The organism is Streptomyces sp. Ag109_O5-10 (assembly GCF_900105755.1).
GTDB lineage: Bacteria > Actinomycetota > Actinomycetes > Streptomycetales > Streptomycetaceae > Streptomyces.
In genome coordinates, this window is record NZ_FNTQ01000001.1 from 9,047,614 (window position 1) to 9,066,518 (window position 18,905).

At 70.2% G+C, this 18,905-nt stretch carries 14 protein-coding genes; 11 read left to right on the top strand and 3 right to left on the bottom strand.

All coding sequences use genetic code 11. The annotated features are described in order from the left end of the window. Nucleotides 1-19 precede the first annotated feature (19 nt). From BLW82_RS41085 to BLW82_RS41110, 6 genes are all read left to right on the top strand, one after another. Nucleotides 20-1,033, top strand: coding sequence for a LacI family DNA-binding transcriptional regulator (locus tag BLW82_RS41085; protein ID WP_093507319.1), 1,014 nt, complete (start codon nucleotides 20-22; stop codon nucleotides 1,031-1,033). A 143-nt stretch (nucleotides 1,034-1,176) separates the two neighbouring features. Then, on the top strand, nucleotides 1,177-2,271 hold the full coding sequence (locus tag BLW82_RS41090) for an ABC transporter substrate-binding protein (RefSeq protein ID WP_093507321.1): 1,095 nt from the start codon (nucleotides 1,177-1,179) through the stop codon (nucleotides 2,269-2,271). Nucleotide 2,272: 1 nt separating this feature from the next. Continuing rightward, nucleotides 2,273-3,790, top strand: coding sequence for a sugar ABC transporter ATP-binding protein (locus BLW82_RS41095; protein WP_093507323.1), 1,518 nt, complete (start codon nucleotides 2,273-2,275; stop codon nucleotides 3,788-3,790). Further along, nucleotides 3,783-4,745, top strand: coding sequence for an ABC transporter permease (locus BLW82_RS41100; protein ID WP_093507325.1), 963 nt, complete (start codon nucleotides 3,783-3,785; stop codon nucleotides 4,743-4,745). Before BLW82_RS41095 ends, BLW82_RS41100 begins: the two co-directional genes overlap by 8 nt. Then, the gene (locus BLW82_RS41105; RefSeq protein WP_177233230.1) at nucleotides 4,742-5,773 is read left to right on the top strand and encodes an ABC transporter permease; all 1,032 of its coding nucleotides are present in this window, start codon (nucleotides 4,742-4,744) and stop codon (nucleotides 5,771-5,773) included. The genes BLW82_RS41100 and BLW82_RS41105 overlap by 4 nt, the downstream gene beginning before the upstream one ends. A 56-nt stretch (nucleotides 5,774-5,829) precedes the next feature. Next, a complete protein-coding gene (locus BLW82_RS41110) occupies nucleotides 5,830-9,057 on the top strand; it encodes a TIM-barrel domain-containing protein (RefSeq protein ID WP_218162429.1) in 3,228 nt (1,075 codons plus the stop codon). A 63-nt stretch (nucleotides 9,058-9,120) separates the two neighbouring features. On the opposite strand, the gene BLW82_RS41115 is transcribed toward BLW82_RS41110, so the two are convergent. Next, nucleotides 9,121-10,971, bottom strand: coding sequence for a glycoside hydrolase family 2 protein (locus tag BLW82_RS41115; protein WP_093507329.1), 1,851 nt, complete (start codon nucleotides 10,969-10,971; stop codon nucleotides 9,121-9,123). A gap of 219 nt (nucleotides 10,972-11,190) precedes the next feature. Between BLW82_RS41115 and BLW82_RS41120 the strand changes: the two genes are divergently transcribed. From BLW82_RS41120 to BLW82_RS41135, 4 genes are all read left to right on the top strand, one after another. Next, a complete protein-coding gene (locus BLW82_RS41120; RefSeq protein ID WP_256216136.1) occupies nucleotides 11,191-12,255 on the top strand; it encodes a LacI family DNA-binding transcriptional regulator in 1,065 nt (354 codons plus the stop codon). A 120-nt stretch (nucleotides 12,256-12,375) separates the two neighbouring features. Beyond that, on the top strand, nucleotides 12,376-13,719 hold the full coding sequence (locus BLW82_RS41125) for an extracellular solute-binding protein (protein WP_256216137.1): 1,344 nt from the start codon (nucleotides 12,376-12,378) through the stop codon (nucleotides 13,717-13,719). 12 nt (nucleotides 13,720-13,731) lie between these two features. Further along, the gene (locus BLW82_RS41130) at nucleotides 13,732-14,679 is read left to right on the top strand and encodes a carbohydrate ABC transporter permease (RefSeq protein ID WP_093508558.1); all 948 of its coding nucleotides are present in this window, start codon (nucleotides 13,732-13,734) and stop codon (nucleotides 14,677-14,679) included. An 11-nt stretch (nucleotides 14,680-14,690) separates the two neighbouring features. After that, nucleotides 14,691-15,557 (top strand): carbohydrate ABC transporter permease, encoded by an 867-nt coding sequence (locus BLW82_RS41135; RefSeq protein WP_093507333.1) that lies wholly within the window; start codon nucleotides 14,691-14,693, stop codon nucleotides 15,555-15,557. A gap of 166 nt (nucleotides 15,558-15,723) precedes the next feature. Here BLW82_RS41135 and BLW82_RS41140 read toward each other — a convergent pair whose 3' ends face one another. Beyond that, complete coding sequence (locus BLW82_RS41140) at nucleotides 15,724-17,046, bottom strand: epoxide hydrolase family protein (protein WP_093507335.1); 1,323 nt, start codon at nucleotides 17,044-17,046, stop codon at nucleotides 15,724-15,726. Nucleotides 17,047-17,654: 608 nt separating this feature from the next. Here BLW82_RS41140 and BLW82_RS44770 point away from each other — a divergent pair. Continuing rightward, nucleotides 17,655-18,062, top strand: coding sequence for a hypothetical protein (locus BLW82_RS44770; RefSeq protein ID WP_218162396.1), 408 nt, complete (start codon nucleotides 17,655-17,657; stop codon nucleotides 18,060-18,062). Nucleotides 18,063-18,244: 182 nt separating this feature from the next. On the opposite strand, the gene BLW82_RS41150 is transcribed toward BLW82_RS44770, so the two are convergent. Beyond that, nucleotides 18,245-18,817, bottom strand: coding sequence for a TetR/AcrR family transcriptional regulator (locus BLW82_RS41150; protein WP_093507339.1), 573 nt, complete (start codon nucleotides 18,815-18,817; stop codon nucleotides 18,245-18,247). Nucleotides 18,818-18,905: the final 88 nt, after the last annotated feature.

An 18,905-nucleotide genomic window follows, 5' to 3' on the forward strand; every position in this document is an offset into this window, starting at 1 on the left:
TCGACGCTGAGGAGATCCCTTGCGGGTCAGCCTGAGGGACGTGGCGGAACGCGCGGGCGTTTCGATCAAGACCGTGTCCAACGTGGTGAACAACTATCCGCACGTCACCCCCGCCATGCGGGCCCGGGTGCAGGCGGCGATCGACGAGCTCGGCTACCGGCCCAACCTGACGGCGCGGCATCTGCGCAAGGGCCGGACGGGGATCATCGCGCTCGCCGTTCCCGAGCTCGGCAACCCGTACTTCGCCGAGCTGGCCGGCGCGGTCATCGACGCGGCCGCGGAGCACGAGTTCACCGTCCTGCTCGACCACACCCGAGGCGAGCGCGAACAGGAGATCCTGGTCAGCCAGGGCTTTCGGGGCGGGGTGATCGACGGGCTGATCCTCAGCCCGCTGGCCCTGGAGGCCGAGGACCTGCGGGGCCGGCCGGGCGACGTGCCGCTGGTGCTGCTCGGGGAGCGCGAGTACGGCCTGCCCTTCGACCACATCGCGATCGACAACGTGGCGGCGGCCCGGTGCGCGGTGCGCCATCTGCTGGGCCGCGGCCGGACCCGGATCGCCTACCTCGGCGTGCGCACCGACTCCGTGAACCGGCCCGCCCACCTGCGCCTGGACGGCTGGCGCGCGGAGCTGGCGGCGGCCGGGCTGCCCGCCCCGGACGGCCTGGTGGTGCCGGTCGGCGGCTGGGACCGGGACGACGGGGCGCGGGCCATGGCCGAGCTGCTGGACTCGGGCGTGCGTCCGGACGCCGTCTTCGCCTTCAACGACCTGATCGCGATCGGGGCGATGCGGGTGCTGCACGAGCGGGGCCTGCGGGTGCCCTGGGACGTGGCGGTGGTCGGCTTCGACGACATCGCGGAGGGGCGCTTCGGCGCCGTCACCCTGACGACGGTGTCACCGGACAAGCAGGCCATCGCGAAGATGGCCGTGGCCTCGCTGCTGCGCAGCCTGTCGGGCCGCGCGGAGCCCGGCGGCCGCGAACTGACCGCGGAATTCAGGCTGGTGGAGCGGGAGAGCACTCTGGGCCGACGTTGACGAGATTTCGGACGGAGGGCTTTACACGCCCCTTCCAACGATGTAAAAACCTCCCCTGAACGACGAGCACGCCCAGTTGACGCAAGAGCAAGTCTCCCCCGAGAGCGCTCTCAGCTCCGGGGCCGTGGCATTTGGGGACACTCATGAAGCCCACCGCACCTGCCCGTCGCACCTCCGCTCGAACCCTTCTCGCCGCCGGCCTGGTGACGAGCCTCGCCCTCGCAAGCGGCTGCACCAAGTCCGAGGACTCGAACCCGAAGCCCTCCGCCGGCCGGCAGGACAATGCCGGCCAGGCGGTCGCCTCGCCCGGCACCGCCGCCGGCCCGACCTGCACCGTCGACGCCTACGGCGGACGGAAAATCGACCTGAAGACCGCCACCGTCGGCTTCTCCCAGTCCGAGAAGGAGGCCAACCCCTTCCGCATCGCGGAGACCGCCTCCATCAAAGCCGAAGCCAAGGCACAGGGCGTCAGACTGCTCACCGCCAACGCCCAGTCGCAGTTCTCCAAGCAGATCAGCGACGTCCAGGACCTCATCGCCAAGGGCGCGAACCTCCTGGTCATCGCACCGCTCAACTCCGACGGCTGGGAGCCGGTGCTGCGTACCGCGGCCGCCAAACACATCCCGATCGTCACCATCGACCGCAAGATCAACGCGACGGCCTGCAAGGACTACGTGAGCTTCATCGGCTCCGACTTCACCGAGCAGGGCAAGCGGGCCGCCGACCAGATGATCGCGGCGACCGGCGGCAAGGGCGAGATCGCCGTCCTCCTCGGCTCGGCCGGCAACAACGTGACCACCGAGCGCACCAAGGGCTTCGAGGACCGCATCAAGGAGAAGGCGCCCGGCCTGAAGATCGTGTTCCGCCAGACCGGTGAATTCGCCCGCGAGAAGGGCCAGTCGGTCACCGAGAACCTCATCCAGTCCAAGCCCGGCATCACCGGGATCTACGCCGAGAACGACGAGATGGGCCTCGGCGCCGTCAACGCCCTCAAGGGCGCGGGCAAGAAGCCCGGCGACGTCAAGATCGTGACCATCGACGGCACCCGCAACGCCGTACAGGGCATCGTGGACGGCTGGATCTCCGCGGTCATCGAGTCCAACCCGCGCTTCGGGCCGCTCGCCTTCCAGACCCTGGACACCTTCACCAAGGGCGGCAAGGTCGGGCAGGACATCGTCATCAAGGACAGTGCCTACGACAGGAGCAACGCCCAGTCGGACCTCGGCAAGGCCTACTGACGTGCTCTCGGTCGCCCGGCTGTCCAAGACCTTCCCCGGCGTGCGCGCGCTGTCCGACGTGGACTTCACCGCGCGCGCCGGACACGTGCACGCGCTCGTCGGCGAGAACGGCGCGGGCAAGTCGACGCTGATCAAGGTGCTCACCGGCGTGTACCGGCCCGACCACGGCGAGGTGACCTACGACGGGGAGCCGGTCCGCTTCAGCACCCCGCTGCAGGCCCAGCAGGCGGGCATCTCCACCATCTACCAGGAGGTGAACCTCGTCCCGCTGATGAGCGTGGCCCGCAACCTGTTCCTCGGCCGCGAACCGCTGAACCGGCTGGGCCTGATCGACTTCCGGCGCATGCACCGGGAGGCCGACGAGGCACTGCGCGGACTCGGCATCCGGGTCGACGTCCACCGGCCGCTGCGCGAACTCGGCGTCGGCGCACAGCAGATGGTCGCGCTCGCCCGCGCCGTCGCCGTCGACGCCCGCGTGGTCATCATGGACGAACCGACCTCCTCGCTCGAACCACGCGAGGTGCAGACCCTGTTCGAGGTGATCCGCATGCTGCGCGAGCGCGGCGTCGCGGTCGTCTACGTCAGCCACCGCCTGGACGAACTGTACGAACTCTGCGACACGATCACCGTCCTGCGCGACGGCCGCGTCGTGCACACCGGCCCGCTCGCCGGCCTCGACCGGCTGCGGCTGGTGGCCCTGATGCTCGGCCGGGAGATCGGCGAGGTGCGCGCGGAGGGCATGACCAAGTTCTCCGGCTCGCACGAGACCGAAGCCGAACCGGTCCTGACCGCGACGGACCTGACGGCCCGGCACCGACTGCGCAACGTGTCGTTGTCGCTCCGCCCCGGCGAGGTCGTCGGCCTGGGCGGGCTGCTCGGCTCCGGCCGCAGCGAGACCGCGAAGGCCATCGCCGGGGCCCTGCCCACCGACACCGGCCGGGTCGCCGTCGCCGGCGTCCCGGTGCGGCCGGGCTCGACCGCCGCCGCGATCCGTGCCGGCATCAGCCTGCTGCCGGAGGACCGCAAGAGCGAGGGCATCCTGCCGGGTCTGTCGGTCCGCGAGAACATCGCGCTCGCCGCACTGCCCGGCCTGTCCCGCTTCGGCCTCGTCGACGACGCGCGGGTCGACCGGATCGTGGAGACGTTCATGAAACGGCTCCGCATCAAGGCCGCGGGACCGCACCAGTCGGTCGGCGAACTGTCCGGCGGCAACCAGCAGAAGGTCCTGCTGGCCCGCTGGCTCGCCCTGCATCCCAAGGTCCTGCTGCTGGACGAGCCGACCCGCGGCATCGACGTCGGCGCCAAGGCCGAGGTGCAGGCGCTCATCGACGAACTCGCCGACGACGGCCTGGCCGTGCTGCTGATCTCCTCCGACACCGAGGAACTGATCGAGGGCAGCGACCGGGTGGTCGTCCTCAAGGACGGCGCCGTGGTCCGCGAGCTGACCGGCGACGCCGTCACCGAGGGCGAGCTGATGCGCGCCATCGCCGCCGTACCCGCTGGAGGGAGCGATGACTGAACTCACCCTGGCCCGCGGCACGCCGGACCGTGCCCGGCTGCTGCGCCTGCTCCAGGACTACGGCGTGTACACCGGCGTCCTGGTGCTGCTGCTGTTCAACTTCGCCTTCACCCCGCACTTCGCCTCCGCGGAGAACTTCCGCACCCAGGCCGTCCAGGTCGCCCCCGTCCTCATCGTCGCCCTGGGCATGGCGCTGGCGATCGGTACCGAGGGCGTCGACCTGTCGGTGGGCTCGGTGATGGCCCTGGCCACCTCCCTGCTCTCGCTCTACCTCGGCTACGGGCCCTGGATCGCCACACTGATCGCGGTGATCACGGGTGCCGTGGTCGGCGTCGCGAACGGCGCGCTGATCGCGTTCGTCGGCGTCCAGCCGATCGTCGCCACCCTCGCCCTGATGGTCGCCGGACGCGGCCTGGCCCTGGTCCTGCTGCCCCAGCTCAAGGACGTACACGACCCGGACCTCGCGGCACTCGGCTCCGGCGACGTCTCGGGCGTGCCCTACCTGGTCCTCATCGCCGCGGCGCTCGCCCTGCTGGTCGCGTTCGTGATGCGCCGCACCACCTTCGGACGGCAGGTCCTGGCCATCGGCGACAGCCGGGCCGCCGCCCGGCTCGCCGGACTCCCGGTACGCCGGGTCCTGGTCGTGGTCTACGTCTGCTCCGGCGCCCTCGCAGCGGTCGCGGGCGTGCTCGCCACCGCCCGCCTCGCGGCGAGCGACCCCACCTCCCTCGGCACCCTGATGGAACTCTCGGCCATCACCGCCGTGGTCGTCGGCGGCACCCCGCTCAGCGGCGGCCGGGTACGCATCGGCGGCACCGTCGCCGGTGCGGTGCTCATCCAGCTGCTCACCACCACCCTCATCAAGCACGATCTGCCGCCGTCGTGGACCCAGATCGCCCAGGCCGTGGTGATCGTCCTCGCCGTCTACGCGGCCCGGGAACGAGGCAGGCGATGACCACGCAGGCCGAAGAGGCCGGAACGCCGGCCGGCACCGCGAGCCGCAAAGGCGCCGCTGCCGGGCCCACGAACCGCTCCGAGCGGCTGAGCGGACTCGCGCAGCAGCACGGTGCCCTGGTCACCCTCGTGATCGCCATGGCCGTGGCGTCGCTGAGCTTCGACACCTTCCTGACGGGCGACAACCTGGAGAACATGGCGCTGTCCTCGGCGTTCCTCGCCGTGGTCGCCCTCGGCATGACGTTCGTGATCGTCACCGGCGGCATCGACCTGTCGGTGGGCTCGCTGTTCGCCCTCGGCGGCGTCCTCGCCGCCTGGGGCTCGCGGTACGGCACCGTGGTGGCCCTGCTGCTGCCGCTCGCCGTCTGCGGACTGATCGGCCTGGTCAACGGAGTGCTCATCGCACGGGTCCGGCTCGCGCCGTTCATCGTCACCCTGGCGGCGATGCTGGGCGCCCGGGGCATCCTGCTGGCCGTCACCGACGAGGGCTCGACGACCTACCTCGTCGACAAGGACTCCTTCTTCGCCACCCTCGGGCAGAGCTCCCTGGCCGGCATCGGTGTGCCCGTCTGGATCACCGTGGCGCTGTTCGTGCTCGGCGCCGTCGTGCTGCGCCGGACCAGGTTCGGGCAGTACGTCTACGCGGTCGGCGGCAACGAGGACGCGGGAGCCCTGATGGGCGCGCCGGTGGCCCGGACGAAGATCTCCGTCTACACCCTCTCCGGGCTGTGCGCCGGGCTCGCCGGCGCGCTCAACGCGGCCTGGCTGCTGTCCGGCGTGACCATCCTCGGAAACGGCATGGAACTGGAGGCCATCTCGGCCGTGGTCATCGGCGGCACGCTGCTCAGCGGCGGTTCCGGCTTCATCAGCGGCTCCCTGGTCGGAGTGCTGCTGCTGAAGGTCATCCAGAACGTGATCAACCAGATCGGCTCGCTCGACTCCGCCTACCAGCAGGTCGTCAGCGGAGCGTTCCTGGCCGTGGTGGTAGTGGCCCAGACCTGGCTGGGCCGGAGACGGAGAGTGCTGTGAAATTTTTCTCGTCGAGATCCCGCCGCACGCCGGTCGCCGCGGTGGTGGCCGGCGCGCTGGCGGGGCTCTGCCTGGTCACACCGGGCGTCGCGGCTGCGGGCTCCGCGCCCGCCAGGACACGTACCGCCACGGTGCGCGTGGACGACGCCCGGTTCGAGGTCCTGTCACCGACGTTGATCCGGACCGAGTACTCCGGAGACGGCCACTTCGAGGACCGTGCCACCTTCAACGCGATCGGCCGGGACTCCTTCACCCCGCCGCACTACACCTCGTCCGTGAGCGACGGTGTCCTGACCATCTCCACCAGCGCCATGACCCTGCGCTACCGGGTCGGCTCCGGCCCGTTCGACGCCGACAACCTGACCACCTCCTTCAAGGCGGGCCGGACTCCGGTGCTGGCGGCGCCCTGGCAGCACGACGTCTGCGCCGTCGGCGCGCTGTGCGAGGCCGAGGACCAGCAGTACGACGGTCCGGGCCTCGCCGCCGACCACGGCGGATTCACCGGCAAGGGCTTCCTCGCCGGATTCGAGGTCGACAACAACTCCCTCGAAGCGGACATGAGTTCACCGGCCTCAGGCACCTACGACCTCGCCGTGCGCTACGCCAACGCCGTGGGCAGCGACGGCCGGCACGAGGCCCGCAGCCTCAGCCTCAGCGTGGACGGCGGCGCCGACCGGACGTTCACGCTGCCCGCGACGCCGGACTGGAACACCTGGGGCGTGGCCCGGCTGGCACTGACGCTCGGCGCCGGCCCGCACACCGTGCGGCTGCACCGCACCGCGGCCGACTCCGGAAGCGTCAACATCGACAGCCTCGCCCTGCTCACCTCCGGAGCGGACTACCCCTCCCGAGCGCGCAGTACGGTCGACGGCTGCCGGTTCGGCACCAGTTGCGAGGCCGAGGACGCCCTGCTGACGGGGTCCGCGACCGTCGCGACGGACCACAAGAACCACGCCGGCTACGGATTCACCGCCGAACTCAACCAGGGATCGCGTGTCTCGGACCGTGTCACGGGCGTACCCGAGGACGGCACGTACGTGCTGAACCTGCGCTACGCCAACGGGACGGGTGGCGACGGCCTGCACCAGGCCCGCACGATCGATGTCGGCACCGGCGACGGCGCCTCCCGGACCCTCACGCTCCCGGCCACCGACAACTGGGACACCTGGCAGTCGGCCGCCGTCCCCGTCCAGTTGACGGCGGGCACCGACGAGGTCGCCCTGAGCTGCCCGGAGGCAGCCAGCTGCCACGTCAACCTCGACACCCTCGCGCTGAGCCGTCAGGACGAGGCGGCCCCCGCACCCCACCTCGCCCTGGGCGGCTACCGCCGCAGCCTCGACGGACTCAACGGCGACAACGACTCCACCCCCTGGACCACACCCGGCCTGCTGCACCGCGACGGCTGGTACCTGCTCGACGACACCGCGTCCGCGGTCTACGACAGCGCGACCAGGACGGTGTCCGCACGCCCCGCCCATGACGGCCGCCCCTACCAGGACGGCTACCTCTTCGCCTTCGGCCATGACTACCAGCAGGGCCTGTCCGACCTCGCCACCCTGACCGGTCCGTCTCAGCTGCTGCCCCGCTGGGCCTACGGCGTCTGGTACTCCGAATACATCGACCGCACCGCGAGCGACTACGAGAACACCATCCTGCCCGCCTTCCGCGCCGCGGACGTCCCCCTGGACGTGCTGGTGACGGACACCGACTTCAAGTCGCCCAACACCTGGAGCGGCTGGAACTTCGACCCGGCCAAGTTTCCCGACCCCAAGGGCTTCTTCGACTGGTCCACCGGCCAGGGACTCCACAACACCCTGAACGTGCACCCGAGCATCCTCGGCACCGACCCGGAGTTCGCCCAGGCCCAGGCCACGGCCAAGGGCAGGCTGCGCAAGGGCGGTTGCGCGGGCAGCGCGGGCTCGGACTGCTACACCTTCGACTTCGGCGACCCCGACCAGCTCAAGGCCTACCTCGACCTGCACCGGCCGATGGACCGGGCCGGCAACGACTTCTGGTGGCTCGACTGGTGCTGTGACGCCTCCCGCTCCTCCCGGTCCGGTGTCACCCCGGACGCGTGGATCAACCAGCAGTACGCCGACCTCACCTCCTCCGAGACCGGCGACCGCGGCTTCGTCCTGTCCCGTGCCTACGGCTCCCTCCAGGCCGGCGGCTACAGCGGCGGCGTCGGCCTGCCCACCGGACCCTGGGCCGACAAGCGCAGCACCCTCCACTTCACCGGTGACACCACCTCGAACTGGGGCACCCTGCGCGCCGAGGTCGGCTACACGCCGGGGGAGTCGGCCGCCACCGGCCTCGCCGCCGTCAGCCACGACATCGGCGGCCACAACGACGGCTACGGCATCCCCGGAGCCGAGACGTACACCTCGGACGGCCAGACCCACCGCACCACCAGACTGCCCGACGACCTGTACGCACGCTGGGTGCAGTTCGGCACCTTCCAGCCCGTCGACCGGCTGCACAGCAACCACAGCGACCGACTGCCGTGGCAGTACGGCCCGGAAGCACAGAGGTCCGCCGAGAAGTTCCTCCGGCTCCGCGAGGCGCTCGTGCCGTACACGTACACCCTGGCGCACGAAGCCGAGACCACCGGCGCGCCGATCGTCCGCCCGATGTACCTCGAGTACCCGGAGGAGGAGAACGCCTACACCAAGGCGGACAGCGAGTACCTCTACGGCCCCGACATGCTGGTCGCCCCCGTCACCGCCCCCGGCACCGACACGACCACGTCGGTGTGGTTCCCGCCGGGCCGGTGGACGGACTACTTCACCGGCCGCACCTACACCGCACCCGCCGGCGGAGCCACGTACGACATCGCGACCACCCTGGACACCATGCCGGTCTTCGTCCGGGCCGGCGGCATCGTCACCACCCGGTCCGACAACGTGCCGCACGACACCCAGAGCCCACTCGACAAGGTCACCGTCACCGTGGCCACGGGATCATCCGGCGCCTTCTCCCTCTACGAGGACGACGGCACCACCTCACAACCGGTCCGTACGGCAACCACCCGGATCCACTACGCCGAGCACAAGGGAACCCACCTGCTGAGGATCGCACCCGCCAGGGGAACCTTCCCCGGGCAGGCAGCCCGGCGCACCTGGACGGTGTCCTTCCTCGGTGTCGACACGCCACCCAACCAAGTAGTCGCGGGCGGTGCCCGGTTGGCGACCTCGGCCTGGCACTGGGACGCCGACGCCCACGTACTGCGGATCGCCCTGCCCCCGCAGAGCGTCCGCGCTGCCACGGCCATCTCGTACAGATAGCAGGGCAGGGACGGGCAGACCTCGGCGCGGTCGGCGCGCCGAGGTCCGCCGCGGGTCACCGCGCTAGTCGGCCGGGGCCGGTGACTCCGGCTTCTCCTCGGGGGCGGACTCGCTGCCGGTGACGATGCGGCGGATCGTCTCCAGCGGCAGCTTCGGCGAACCGTCCGCGTAGAGCAGGCCGTTGGTCTCCTGGGCGGTGTCCATGAACTGCGTGTAGCAGAAGCCCGCGACGATCGGGCTCCTGTGCAGCACCCCGAAGACGTCGTCCAGCAGAGCGGCGTACTGCGTGTCCGAACTGGTCCGCGTGTAGGAGAACTCGTCCTCCTCCGCGCCCACGGACAGCCCGCCGAACTCGGTGACCATCAGCGGGACGTCACCGGCGCGGTAGCGCTCCGTCTGCCGTGCGTTCAGGGAGAGGGTCCGCCCGGCCGGGCCCGGCGAGGCCAGCAGCGCCTCGAACCCGGCGGCGTCGCCGTAGCGGCGGGTGAGCAGATCGGGGTCGGAGGAGTAGTCGTGCACGCCCATGATGTCGCTGTCGGTGTGCTCCCAGCCCTCGTTGGACATGACCGGCCGGGTCGGGTCCAGCGCGCGGGTGAGGTTCGCGAGCGCGACCGTGTAGGCCTGCTGCGCCGGGTCGTTCGCGATGTCGGAGCAGCCCCAGCTCTCGTTGACCGGCACCCAGGTGACGATCGAGGGGTGGCTGCGGTCCCGCCGCACCATGTCCAGCCACTCCCGGGTGAGCAGCTCCACCGCCTCGGTGCCGTACTCGTAGGCGGCCCCGGTCTCGCCCCACACCAGCAGGCCGAGCCGGTCGGCCCAGTAGAGGAAGCGGGGGTCCTCGGCCTTCTGGTGGACGCGGACCGCGTTGAAGCCCATGGCCTTGATCAGCTCGACCTCGCGGCGCAGTTCGGCGGTGCCGGAGTTCGCGATCAGGGTGTCGGGGCGGTAGCCCTGGTTGAGGACCGAACGCACGTAGTAGGGGCGGTCGTTGAGCAGGAACGCGCCCCGGCCGACGCCGGCGCTGCGCAGCCCGACGTAGCTGTCGACGGTGTCGAGCAACTCGGAGGTGGCGGCGTCGCGGACGGTCACCCGCGCGTCGATCAGTGTGGGCCGCTCGGGGCTCCACAGCAGGTCCTCGCGGTCGATTCCGTTGCGCAGGGCGGGGACGACGAGGTCGACGCGGCTGCGCGGGGTGCGGACGGCGGTGGTGGACTCGGCGAGCACCTCACCGTCGTGGCGCAGCACGATCTCCACGCTCACCGGCGCGGCCGGCACCGCGGACAGGGTGATCTCGGCCACGACGCCGCGCCTGGGATCGGGGATCCAGGCCAGGTCGGTCAGGTGCTGCGCGGAGACGGTCTCGGCCCACACGGTCTGCCAGATGCCGGTGGTCCGCTCGTACCAGACGGCGTGCGGGCGGTCCTGCCAGTCCTGCTTGCCGCGCGGCTGCGCCAGGTCGGCCGGGTCGTCCTCGGCGCGGACGACGAGCACGTGCTCCGCGGCGCCGGGGCGCAGCGCGTCGGTGACGTCGGTGGTGAACGGCGTCTGACCGCCGACGTGTTCGGCGACCAGGCGGCCGTCCAGCCAGACCTTCGCGCGGTGGTCGACGGCTCCGAAGTGCACCAGCGCCCGGTCGCCGCCGCCGACGCCGAGGACCTCGTGAGGGATGCGGCGGCGGTACCACACCACCGGGTGCGCGGTGGTCTCGCCGATGCCGGAGGCAGGGGCCTCGGGCGGGTACGGGACGGTGATCTCCCGGTCGAACGCACCCGTCGCCGGATCGGAGAACCACCCGTCGCGCTCGCCTTCGCGGGCGTCGTCGTACCCGAACTCCCAGACGCCGTCGAGGCTGTGCCACCGCTCCCGCCGCAGGATCGGCCTCGGATACGTCCCGTCCTGCTCGCTCGCCTTCACGAACCCTCCTCCTGCCTGTTCCGGAATTCCCGGCACAGGCGTTTCCACGATCGAAGCCCTGCCATCATGAGTGATCGTTTGCATCGATGCAATACCCGAGTGGGATGCGACGATGAGGGCGGGGCTCCCCGGTGCGGCAGACTCGGAGAGCCGGTCCGGCGCCCGATCGAGGCCGGCCGGCGTACACCGGGGTGCCGTCACGACGGGAAGGAGGCCCCAGTGGCCAAGGTGCGGATGCGGGACGTGGCCGAGCACGCCGGGGTGTCGGTGCGCACGGTGTCGAACGTGGTCAACGGCTTCTCGCACGTCAGTCCTGACACCCGCGCGAAGGTGCAGCGCTCGCTCGACGAGCTGGGCTACCGCATGGACTACCTGGCCCGTGGCCTGCGTTCGGGCCGCACCGGCTTCATCGCCCTGGCGGTGCCGTTCCTCGCCGAGCCCTACTTCGCCGAGCTCGCCCAGGCCGTGATCCGGGCCGCGGGCCGGCGCGGCATCACGGTGCTCGTCGAGTCGACCGCGGGCGACAGCGAGGTGGAACGGCGGATCATCGAGGGCGGCCTGACGAATGTCGCCGACGGTGTGCTGCTGAGCGCCCTGACCCTGCCGGCCGGCGACATCGCCGCCAAGAAGCCGGACTTTCCGCTGGTCATGCTGGGTGAGCACAGTGTCGGCGACCAGTTCCCGCGGGTCGGCATCGACAACGTGGCGGCCGCGCGCACGGCCGTCGAGCACCTGCTGGAGCAGGGCTGCCGCCGGATCGTCGCCCTCGGCCGCAACGGCAGCGAGAACGGCCGCCAGCGCACCGAGGGGTACGAGCAGGCGATGTCGGCGGCCCGGGTGCGGCGGGTGAACTGGCTGGTCGTACCGGTCGAGGACTGGACCAGGGAGCAGGGTTACGTGGCCGTGCGCGAGCTGCTGGAGGGCGACGGCCCGCTGCCCGACGCCGTCTTCGCCTTCAACGACGCGCTCGCCGTCGGTGCGCTGCGGGCCCTGGACGCCTCCGGGGTGCGGGTGCCCGAGGACGTCGCCGTCGTCGGCATCGACGCCGTCCAGGAGTCCGCGTACACCCACCCGCCGCTCACCTCCGTCGCCCCCGACCTCGACGCCATCGCCGAGCGTTCGCTGACCCTGCTGGAGGAGCAGATGGCGGCCCCCGGGGAGGCCGAGGAGGCCGCGCCGGGCGAGGACGCGCGGGCAGGGGTGCTGGTGGCGGCTCCCCAGGAGGCCACGCCGTACCGGCTGGTCGTCCGCGAATCCTCGCGCCGGACGCCCGTACCGGAGTGACTCCGGGCCGCGTCGGCGGCCCGCGACGACTTCTTCCCGGCGATCTATTGCATCGTTGCAAAACGTGTGCGAGGGTCTGCGCCATCGAGTTCACATCGAATTAACGAGGTGAATACCCCCATGAGCGGAGCGATGGCGCGCCGGCGGTTTCTTGCCCTAGGCGGTGGCCTTGCCCTGACCGGAGGACTCGCGGCGTGCTCCTCCCCGCTCGCGTCCGGCCTGACGGGCTCGCAACCGAACACGGCGGACGTCGTCTTCTGGAACCTCTTCACCGGCGGTGACGGCGCCAACATGGTGCTGATGGAGAAGGCGTTCCGGAAGGCCAACCCGGGAACGACGGTCGAGGCGACCGTCCTGGGATGGGGCAACCCGTACTACACGAAGCTGGCGCTGGCCATCGCGAGCGGCACGCCGCCGGACGTGGGCATCACCCACCTCTCGCGGCTTCCGCTGCTCGCCGCCTCCGGCCTGCTGGAGCCGATCGCACGGACGCCGCTCGGGGAACTCGGCGTCACCGAGGACAAGTTCACCCCGGCGGCCTGGCAGAAGGCCACCGTGGACGGCACCACCTACGCGGTACCGCTCGACACGCATCCCTTCGTGCTCTATTACAACGTGGACATCGCCCGCAAGGCGGGCCTGCTGAACTCCGCGGGCGACGATCTCGTGCCCCTCAAGGGCAAGGAGGACTTCGTCGGCGCGGTGAAGGCGATGCGGGACGCGGGCGGCGCCCAGTACGGCGCGGTCATGTCGATCACCGCCGACCCGTCCACCGCCTGGCGCTTCTTCAGTATGGTCTACTCCGGTCTGGCCGGCCCGATCGTCACCGACTCAGGCACGAAGATCGCCATCGACGACGAGGCGTTGCGCGAGACGGTCGCCTTCATGCAGAGCCTGACCGGCCCGGACCTGATGCCGAAGAACCTCACCGGCGCCGGCGCCAACGCCCTCTTCAGCACCGGCAAGGCCGGTTTCCTCTTCGACGGCGAGTGGCAGATCCCCACCTACCGGCAGGTCAAGAACCTCAGGTTCAACGTCGTGCCGTTCCCCGCGCTGCTCGGCCCGAAGCCGGTGGCGTACGCCGACTCGCACGCGCTGGTCCTGCCGCGCGACGACCGCGGCGACGAGAGCCGCACCCGTAACGCGGCGAAGTTCGTCAGGAGTCTCCTCGACAGCAGCGCGACGTGGGCCGAGGGCGGCCACATCCCCGCCTGGCTGCCGACGCAGCGCAGCAAGGCGTTCCTCGACCAGTCCCCGCAGCGCAACTACGTCGAGGCCGCGTTCAACGCCCAGTACGACCCGGTGGCCTGGTACACCGGCGCCGGCTCGGACTTCCAGGGCGTGATCGGCGGCACGGTCATCGAGGCGCTCGCCGGACGCGTCACGCCCACGGGCATGGCGGCCGCGATGCGCTCCGCCCTGAAGCGGTACACCACCTCCCGACCGCCGGTCACGATGAAGTAGGAGGCAGTGACCATGACGACCGCCGTCCCGACGCGACCGGTACGTGCCGTATCCCCGGCAGAGCTCACCACCGACCGGCCCACCCCTTCCGAACGCCGGGCGGGCAGACTGCTCGCCGCCCCCTTCCTCGTGATCTACCTGCTGTTCCTGGTCGGACCGCTGCTCGTCGGCGTGGTGCTGAGCTTCTTCAACACCACCACCGTCAAGAGCGGCCTCGGCGACTTCGTCGGCCTGTCGAACTACCGCGAGGTGCTCACCGACTCCCTCTTCTGGGAGAGCATGTGGCACTCGGTGCTCTTCACCCTGCTGACCACGCCCCCGCTGGTGATCCTCGCGCTGGGCGTCGCCATCCTCGCCTCGGGCATCCGCCGCGGCCGGCTCTTCTACCGCATCGCCTTCTTCGTGCCGTACGTGGTGCCGTCCTCCGTGGTCACCCTGATCTTCCTCTGGATGTACACCCCGCAGATCGGCCTCATCCCGAAGGTCTTCGGCGCCGTCGGGCTGCCGGTGCCCGACTTCATCGGCAGCACCTCGGGCGGCTGGACCGCCGTCGTGCTGATGACCGTGTGGTGGACGTTCGGTTTCAACTTCGTCCTCTACACCGCCGCCATCCAGGACGTCCCCGCGGACGTCTACGAAGCGGCGGCCATCGACGGCGCGAGCCCCTGGCAGCAGATCCGCCACATCACGGTCCCGCTGCTCGGCCGGACCACCAGCCTGGTGCTGATCCTGCAGATCCTCGCCTCGCTGAAGGTGTTCGACCAGATCTACCAGCTGCTCGGCGGCGGACCCAACCAGTCCACCAGGCCGGTCATCGAGTACATCTACGACACCGGCTTCACCGCCTACCGGGGTGGCTACGGCGCTGCCGCCACCATGGTGTATTTCGTCATCATCGTCGCGATCTCGGCGGCCTGGTACGGGCTGCGGCGCCGTCGCGCGGCCGGCAGCGCGGCCTGAGCGGAGGACCCATGACCACCATCACCCAGCCGCGGACCGCCGAACCGAAGGACGCGGTCAACGGCGCCAAGCTCTTCAACCGGCTCTGCGCCACCTGTCTGACCCTGTTCGCCCTGATCTGGCTGGTGCCCTTCGCGTGGGCTCTGATCACCTCGCTGCGCGACGACGCGGCCATCACCCAGAGCCCCACGTCGATCTTCGCGGGCGGCTGGTCGCTGGACGCCTACTCCACCGCCTGGGACAACCACCCGATCGGCACCTGGTACCTCAACAGTCTGGTCATCTCGTCACTGGCCGTGATCTTCACGGTGGCGTTCTGCTCGATGGCCGGATTCGCCCTGGCCTTTCTGCGCTTCCGCGGCCGGGCCCTGGTCATGGCCGTCGTCACCGCCGGCCTGATGCTGCCGACCGAGGCGCTGGTGCTGCCCCAGTTCATCGAGTACCGGTCCTTCCACCTGCTCGGCACGTTCTGGGCGCTGGTCCTCCCGTCGGTCGCGGCACCGATCTCGGTGTTCGTCTTCCACTCGTTCTTCCGCGGCATCCCCACGGCGCTGATCGAGGCGGCCCGCATCGACGGCGCGAGCTGGTGGCGCGTCTACGCCACGATCTGCATGCCGATCTGCCGCCCGGCGGTTTCCACGGTCGCGATCCTCACCTTCATCGGCTCGTGGAACTCCTTCCTGTGGCCGCTGCTGGTCCTCAGCCAGACCAGGTCCCAGACCATCCCGGTCGGACTCGCCTCACTGGTGGACGCCACCAGCCCCCAGTACGCCGAGATCATGGCCTCCTCGGTCCTCGGCTTCATCCCGCTCATCGCCGTCTTCCTGGTCTTCCAGCGCCAGATCGTCCAGGGAATCGCCACGACCGGCATCAGGTGACCCACCTGGTGAGGGGTGCCCGGTCGCGTCGGACACCCCCTCACCGGTCAGCTGGAAGTCGGGCCTCAGCGACCCGGACTCGGTGGAGCCGGGCGGTACGACCCCGGCGTCGGCGGACAGCGCGCCGCCCCGGATGCCGGGGCGGTGGCTCCTGTCCGCGGAGCGTCTACTTGCCGGCGGACGGCCGGGAGCCGCGCAGCGGTGCGAACGCGGCGCGGAGTTCGTCCGTGAAGATTCCCGGGACCTCCCAGGCCGCGAAGTGGCCCCCGCTGCGGGCACGGTGGTAGTAGAAGAGGTCGTGGTAGGCGCGTGACGCCCAGCTGCGCGGGGCCTGGTAGATCTCGCCGGGGAACACCGTGATGGCGGCCGGGATCGACACGGAAACGGCGTTGAAGTTGTTGGCGTTGTTCTCCCAGTAGAGACGCGACGAGGAGACCGCGGTGTTCGTCACCCAGTAGAGGGTGATGTCGTCGAGCATCTCGTCCTTGGTGAGTACGCGCTCGGGGTGGCCGCCGCTGTATGTCCATGCCGCGAATTTGTCGTACATCCAGGCAGCCAGTCCGACGGGCGAGTCCGTCAGCCCGTATCCCTCGGTCTGCGGGCGGGTGACCATCATGGCCGAGTAGCCGGACCCCGTCTTGTAGAAGGCGGCCATCTGGCCGTAGGCCGCCTTCTCGTCCGGACTGAGACCGGCGGGTGCCGGGTCACCGCAGGCGAGCTTCTCAGCGATGTCCGGCGGGATGGTGGCCGGGAAGTTCACGTGGATTCCGAGCAGCCCGGAGGGCTTCTGCACGGCCATCTTGTCGGAGATCACCGCGCCCCAGTCACCGCCCTGGGAGACGTAGTGCCGGTAGCCCAGGCGTTCCATCAGCACGGTCCACGCACGGGCGATGCGGTCGGGATTCCAGCCGGTGGCCGTCGGCCGTTCCGAGAAGCCGTATCCGGGCATCGACGGTATGACCAGGTGAAAGGCGTCCTCGGCGCGGCCTCCGTGGGCGGTGGGGTCGCTGAGCGGTCCGATGACCTTCAGGAACTCCAGGATGGAACCCGGCCAGCCATGGGTCAGGACGACCGGGAGGGCGTCGGCGTGGCGAGAGCGGACGTGGATGAACTGGATGTCGAGTCCGTCGATCTCCGTCACGTACATCGGCAGGGAGTTGAGCTTCGTCTCGATCTTCCGCCAGTCGTACGTCGTTGCCCAGTAGTGGGCGAGCTCCTTCATCGTGGCCAGCTGGACACCCTGCGACTGGTCGCGGACGGTCTCGCGGTCGGGCCATCGTGTCGCCTTGATGCGCCGGCGGAGGTCGTCCAGTTCCTGCTCCGGTACGTGCACGTGAAAGGGGCGGACACTCTGCCGCTCACTCGGCGATTCAGGTTCTCCGGAGTCCCTCCAGGCCCGAAGACCGAATGCCCCCGTCGCGGCGGTCACCGCGGTGGCCGACGTGGAGATGAACTTCCTGCGGGAGTACGAACGAAGAAACTCGGGCACGGTGGATCTCCCTGAAGAATTCCTGGGTGGGTCCGCAGTCGCGCAGCGTGCGAAGGGAGGGTGGCTTCAACGAGTCGACTCGTCGGCGCGGAGAGGGAGTGCGCGCATGTCGAGAACCGCGGATCGCGGTACTTCACTGTCAGTAACGCTATCTGTCCGTGTGTGACCGTGCAACTCGTGAGAGTGACGGCATGCGTCGTTTCGGCGCAGCGCCCGCACGTCCCGCGGACGGAGGATGGTGCGCCGTACCACCCGCGATCCGGCGTTCGCCATGTGCTTGAGCTGGAGGTGGTTCACCGCGTCGCCGAGTGCCCACACCCCGGGCACCGACGTGCGATGGGCGCCGGCGGAGGTCGTCCTCCACGGTGCGTCCGTCGTAGGGACGGGGAACCGGATGAGCGCGGCCGGACGGCCCCAACGGCTCGTGGCGCAGCCTGCTTTGAGCCCTGTGCCGACCCTCGCCGATCACCGAGCAGCAGCAGGCCGCCGAGGACGCGGCCGCCGCCGACAAGGCCGCGGGCAACGACGAGGGTTACGCCAAGGACGGGCGTGTTCTCCGTGCCGGACGAATCCACCGTGCAGATTGTCAGCTCCCGGCGGATCGGGACTTGCCCGGGATGCCGGACGCCGCGTTCGTGGGCTGTGACGCGACGTTCGACCTGGTCGTCACCTACGAGGCGGGCGTCTACCTGTGCACCGACGACCAGGCCCAGGCCGCGGCCGACGGATGCCCGAAGTCGGCGTGGGAGTTCCTCGAGCTGGTGTCGCCGAAGAACATCAAGATCGACGGCTGGACGCACAGGTTCTCCGACAAGGACCTCGTCCGCGCCGGATGGCAGAGCCTCTTCGGTGATGTCGCCGGACCGATCCAGTCCACGACGAAGATCTCGTTCAACCTGGACGGGATCACGGACCCCGTTGCCGCGGCCCGCGCGGGGAAGCCGGTCGATCCGTGCGGCTTCGAGAAACTGAGGAACTGGGAACTCCACAAGGTAGTTGCCAACCACTTCACATGACGGTCCGAGCGCGGGGGAGAAGGCCCGGTCGCATCCGATCTCGAATGCGAGGACCGCGGCGTCATCTGGAGCAGTCGCCCGCAGTCGTAGGCGGGAAGCGGGAAAGCCGCGACGAGTAGCGCCCCACCACCGCACGGAATCGGGGCGCTACTCGCAGGGCCGTTCCTTCGTGACCGGCGGGCTCAGCGGAGCACGACGTCGAACACGATGTGGAAGAACGCGTCCATGGGGGCGGCGGACTTGTCGGCGCGAGCCGCGATCAGGGCACCTTCCCAGGCGCTGAGAACGAAGAGCGCGGTCGCCGGCAGGTCGAGCGAGGGGCTGACTTCGCCCGATTCCTGGGCCTCGGCGAGTACCCGCTCGATGTGCGAGGCCCACTGCTGGAAGCCGCGCTGGACCGCCGAGCGTATCTCCTCGGAGTGGTCGGCCACCTCGGCACCGAAGTTCCCGACCAGGCAGCCGCGGACGAAGCCGCTGTCCACCGTGTCCGAGCCCATGAACTCGAAGTGCGCCCTGAGGCGTTCCAGCGGGGGGCGCCCGGCCGTGTCGAGCATGTCGAAGCGCAGGCCGACGGCATAGCGGTCGAGCGCTTCCAGGGCGCTGGCCTCCTTGCTCGCGAAGTGGTTGTAGAAAGAACCCTTCGGGGCGCCGGCGGCCGAGGTGATGTCGCTGATGCCGGTGGCGTTGAAGCCCCGGGTGCGGAACTGCTCCAGTGCCGCCTGCGCGATCTCCTCGCGCTTCGACGCACGTGCCATTCGGATCACCTCCCGATCAATATGTCCGGTCGTCTTGGCTGCTGTCAATCCCCGAACGCGGCGCCCGCGCCCCGGGCGGTGCCGCTTG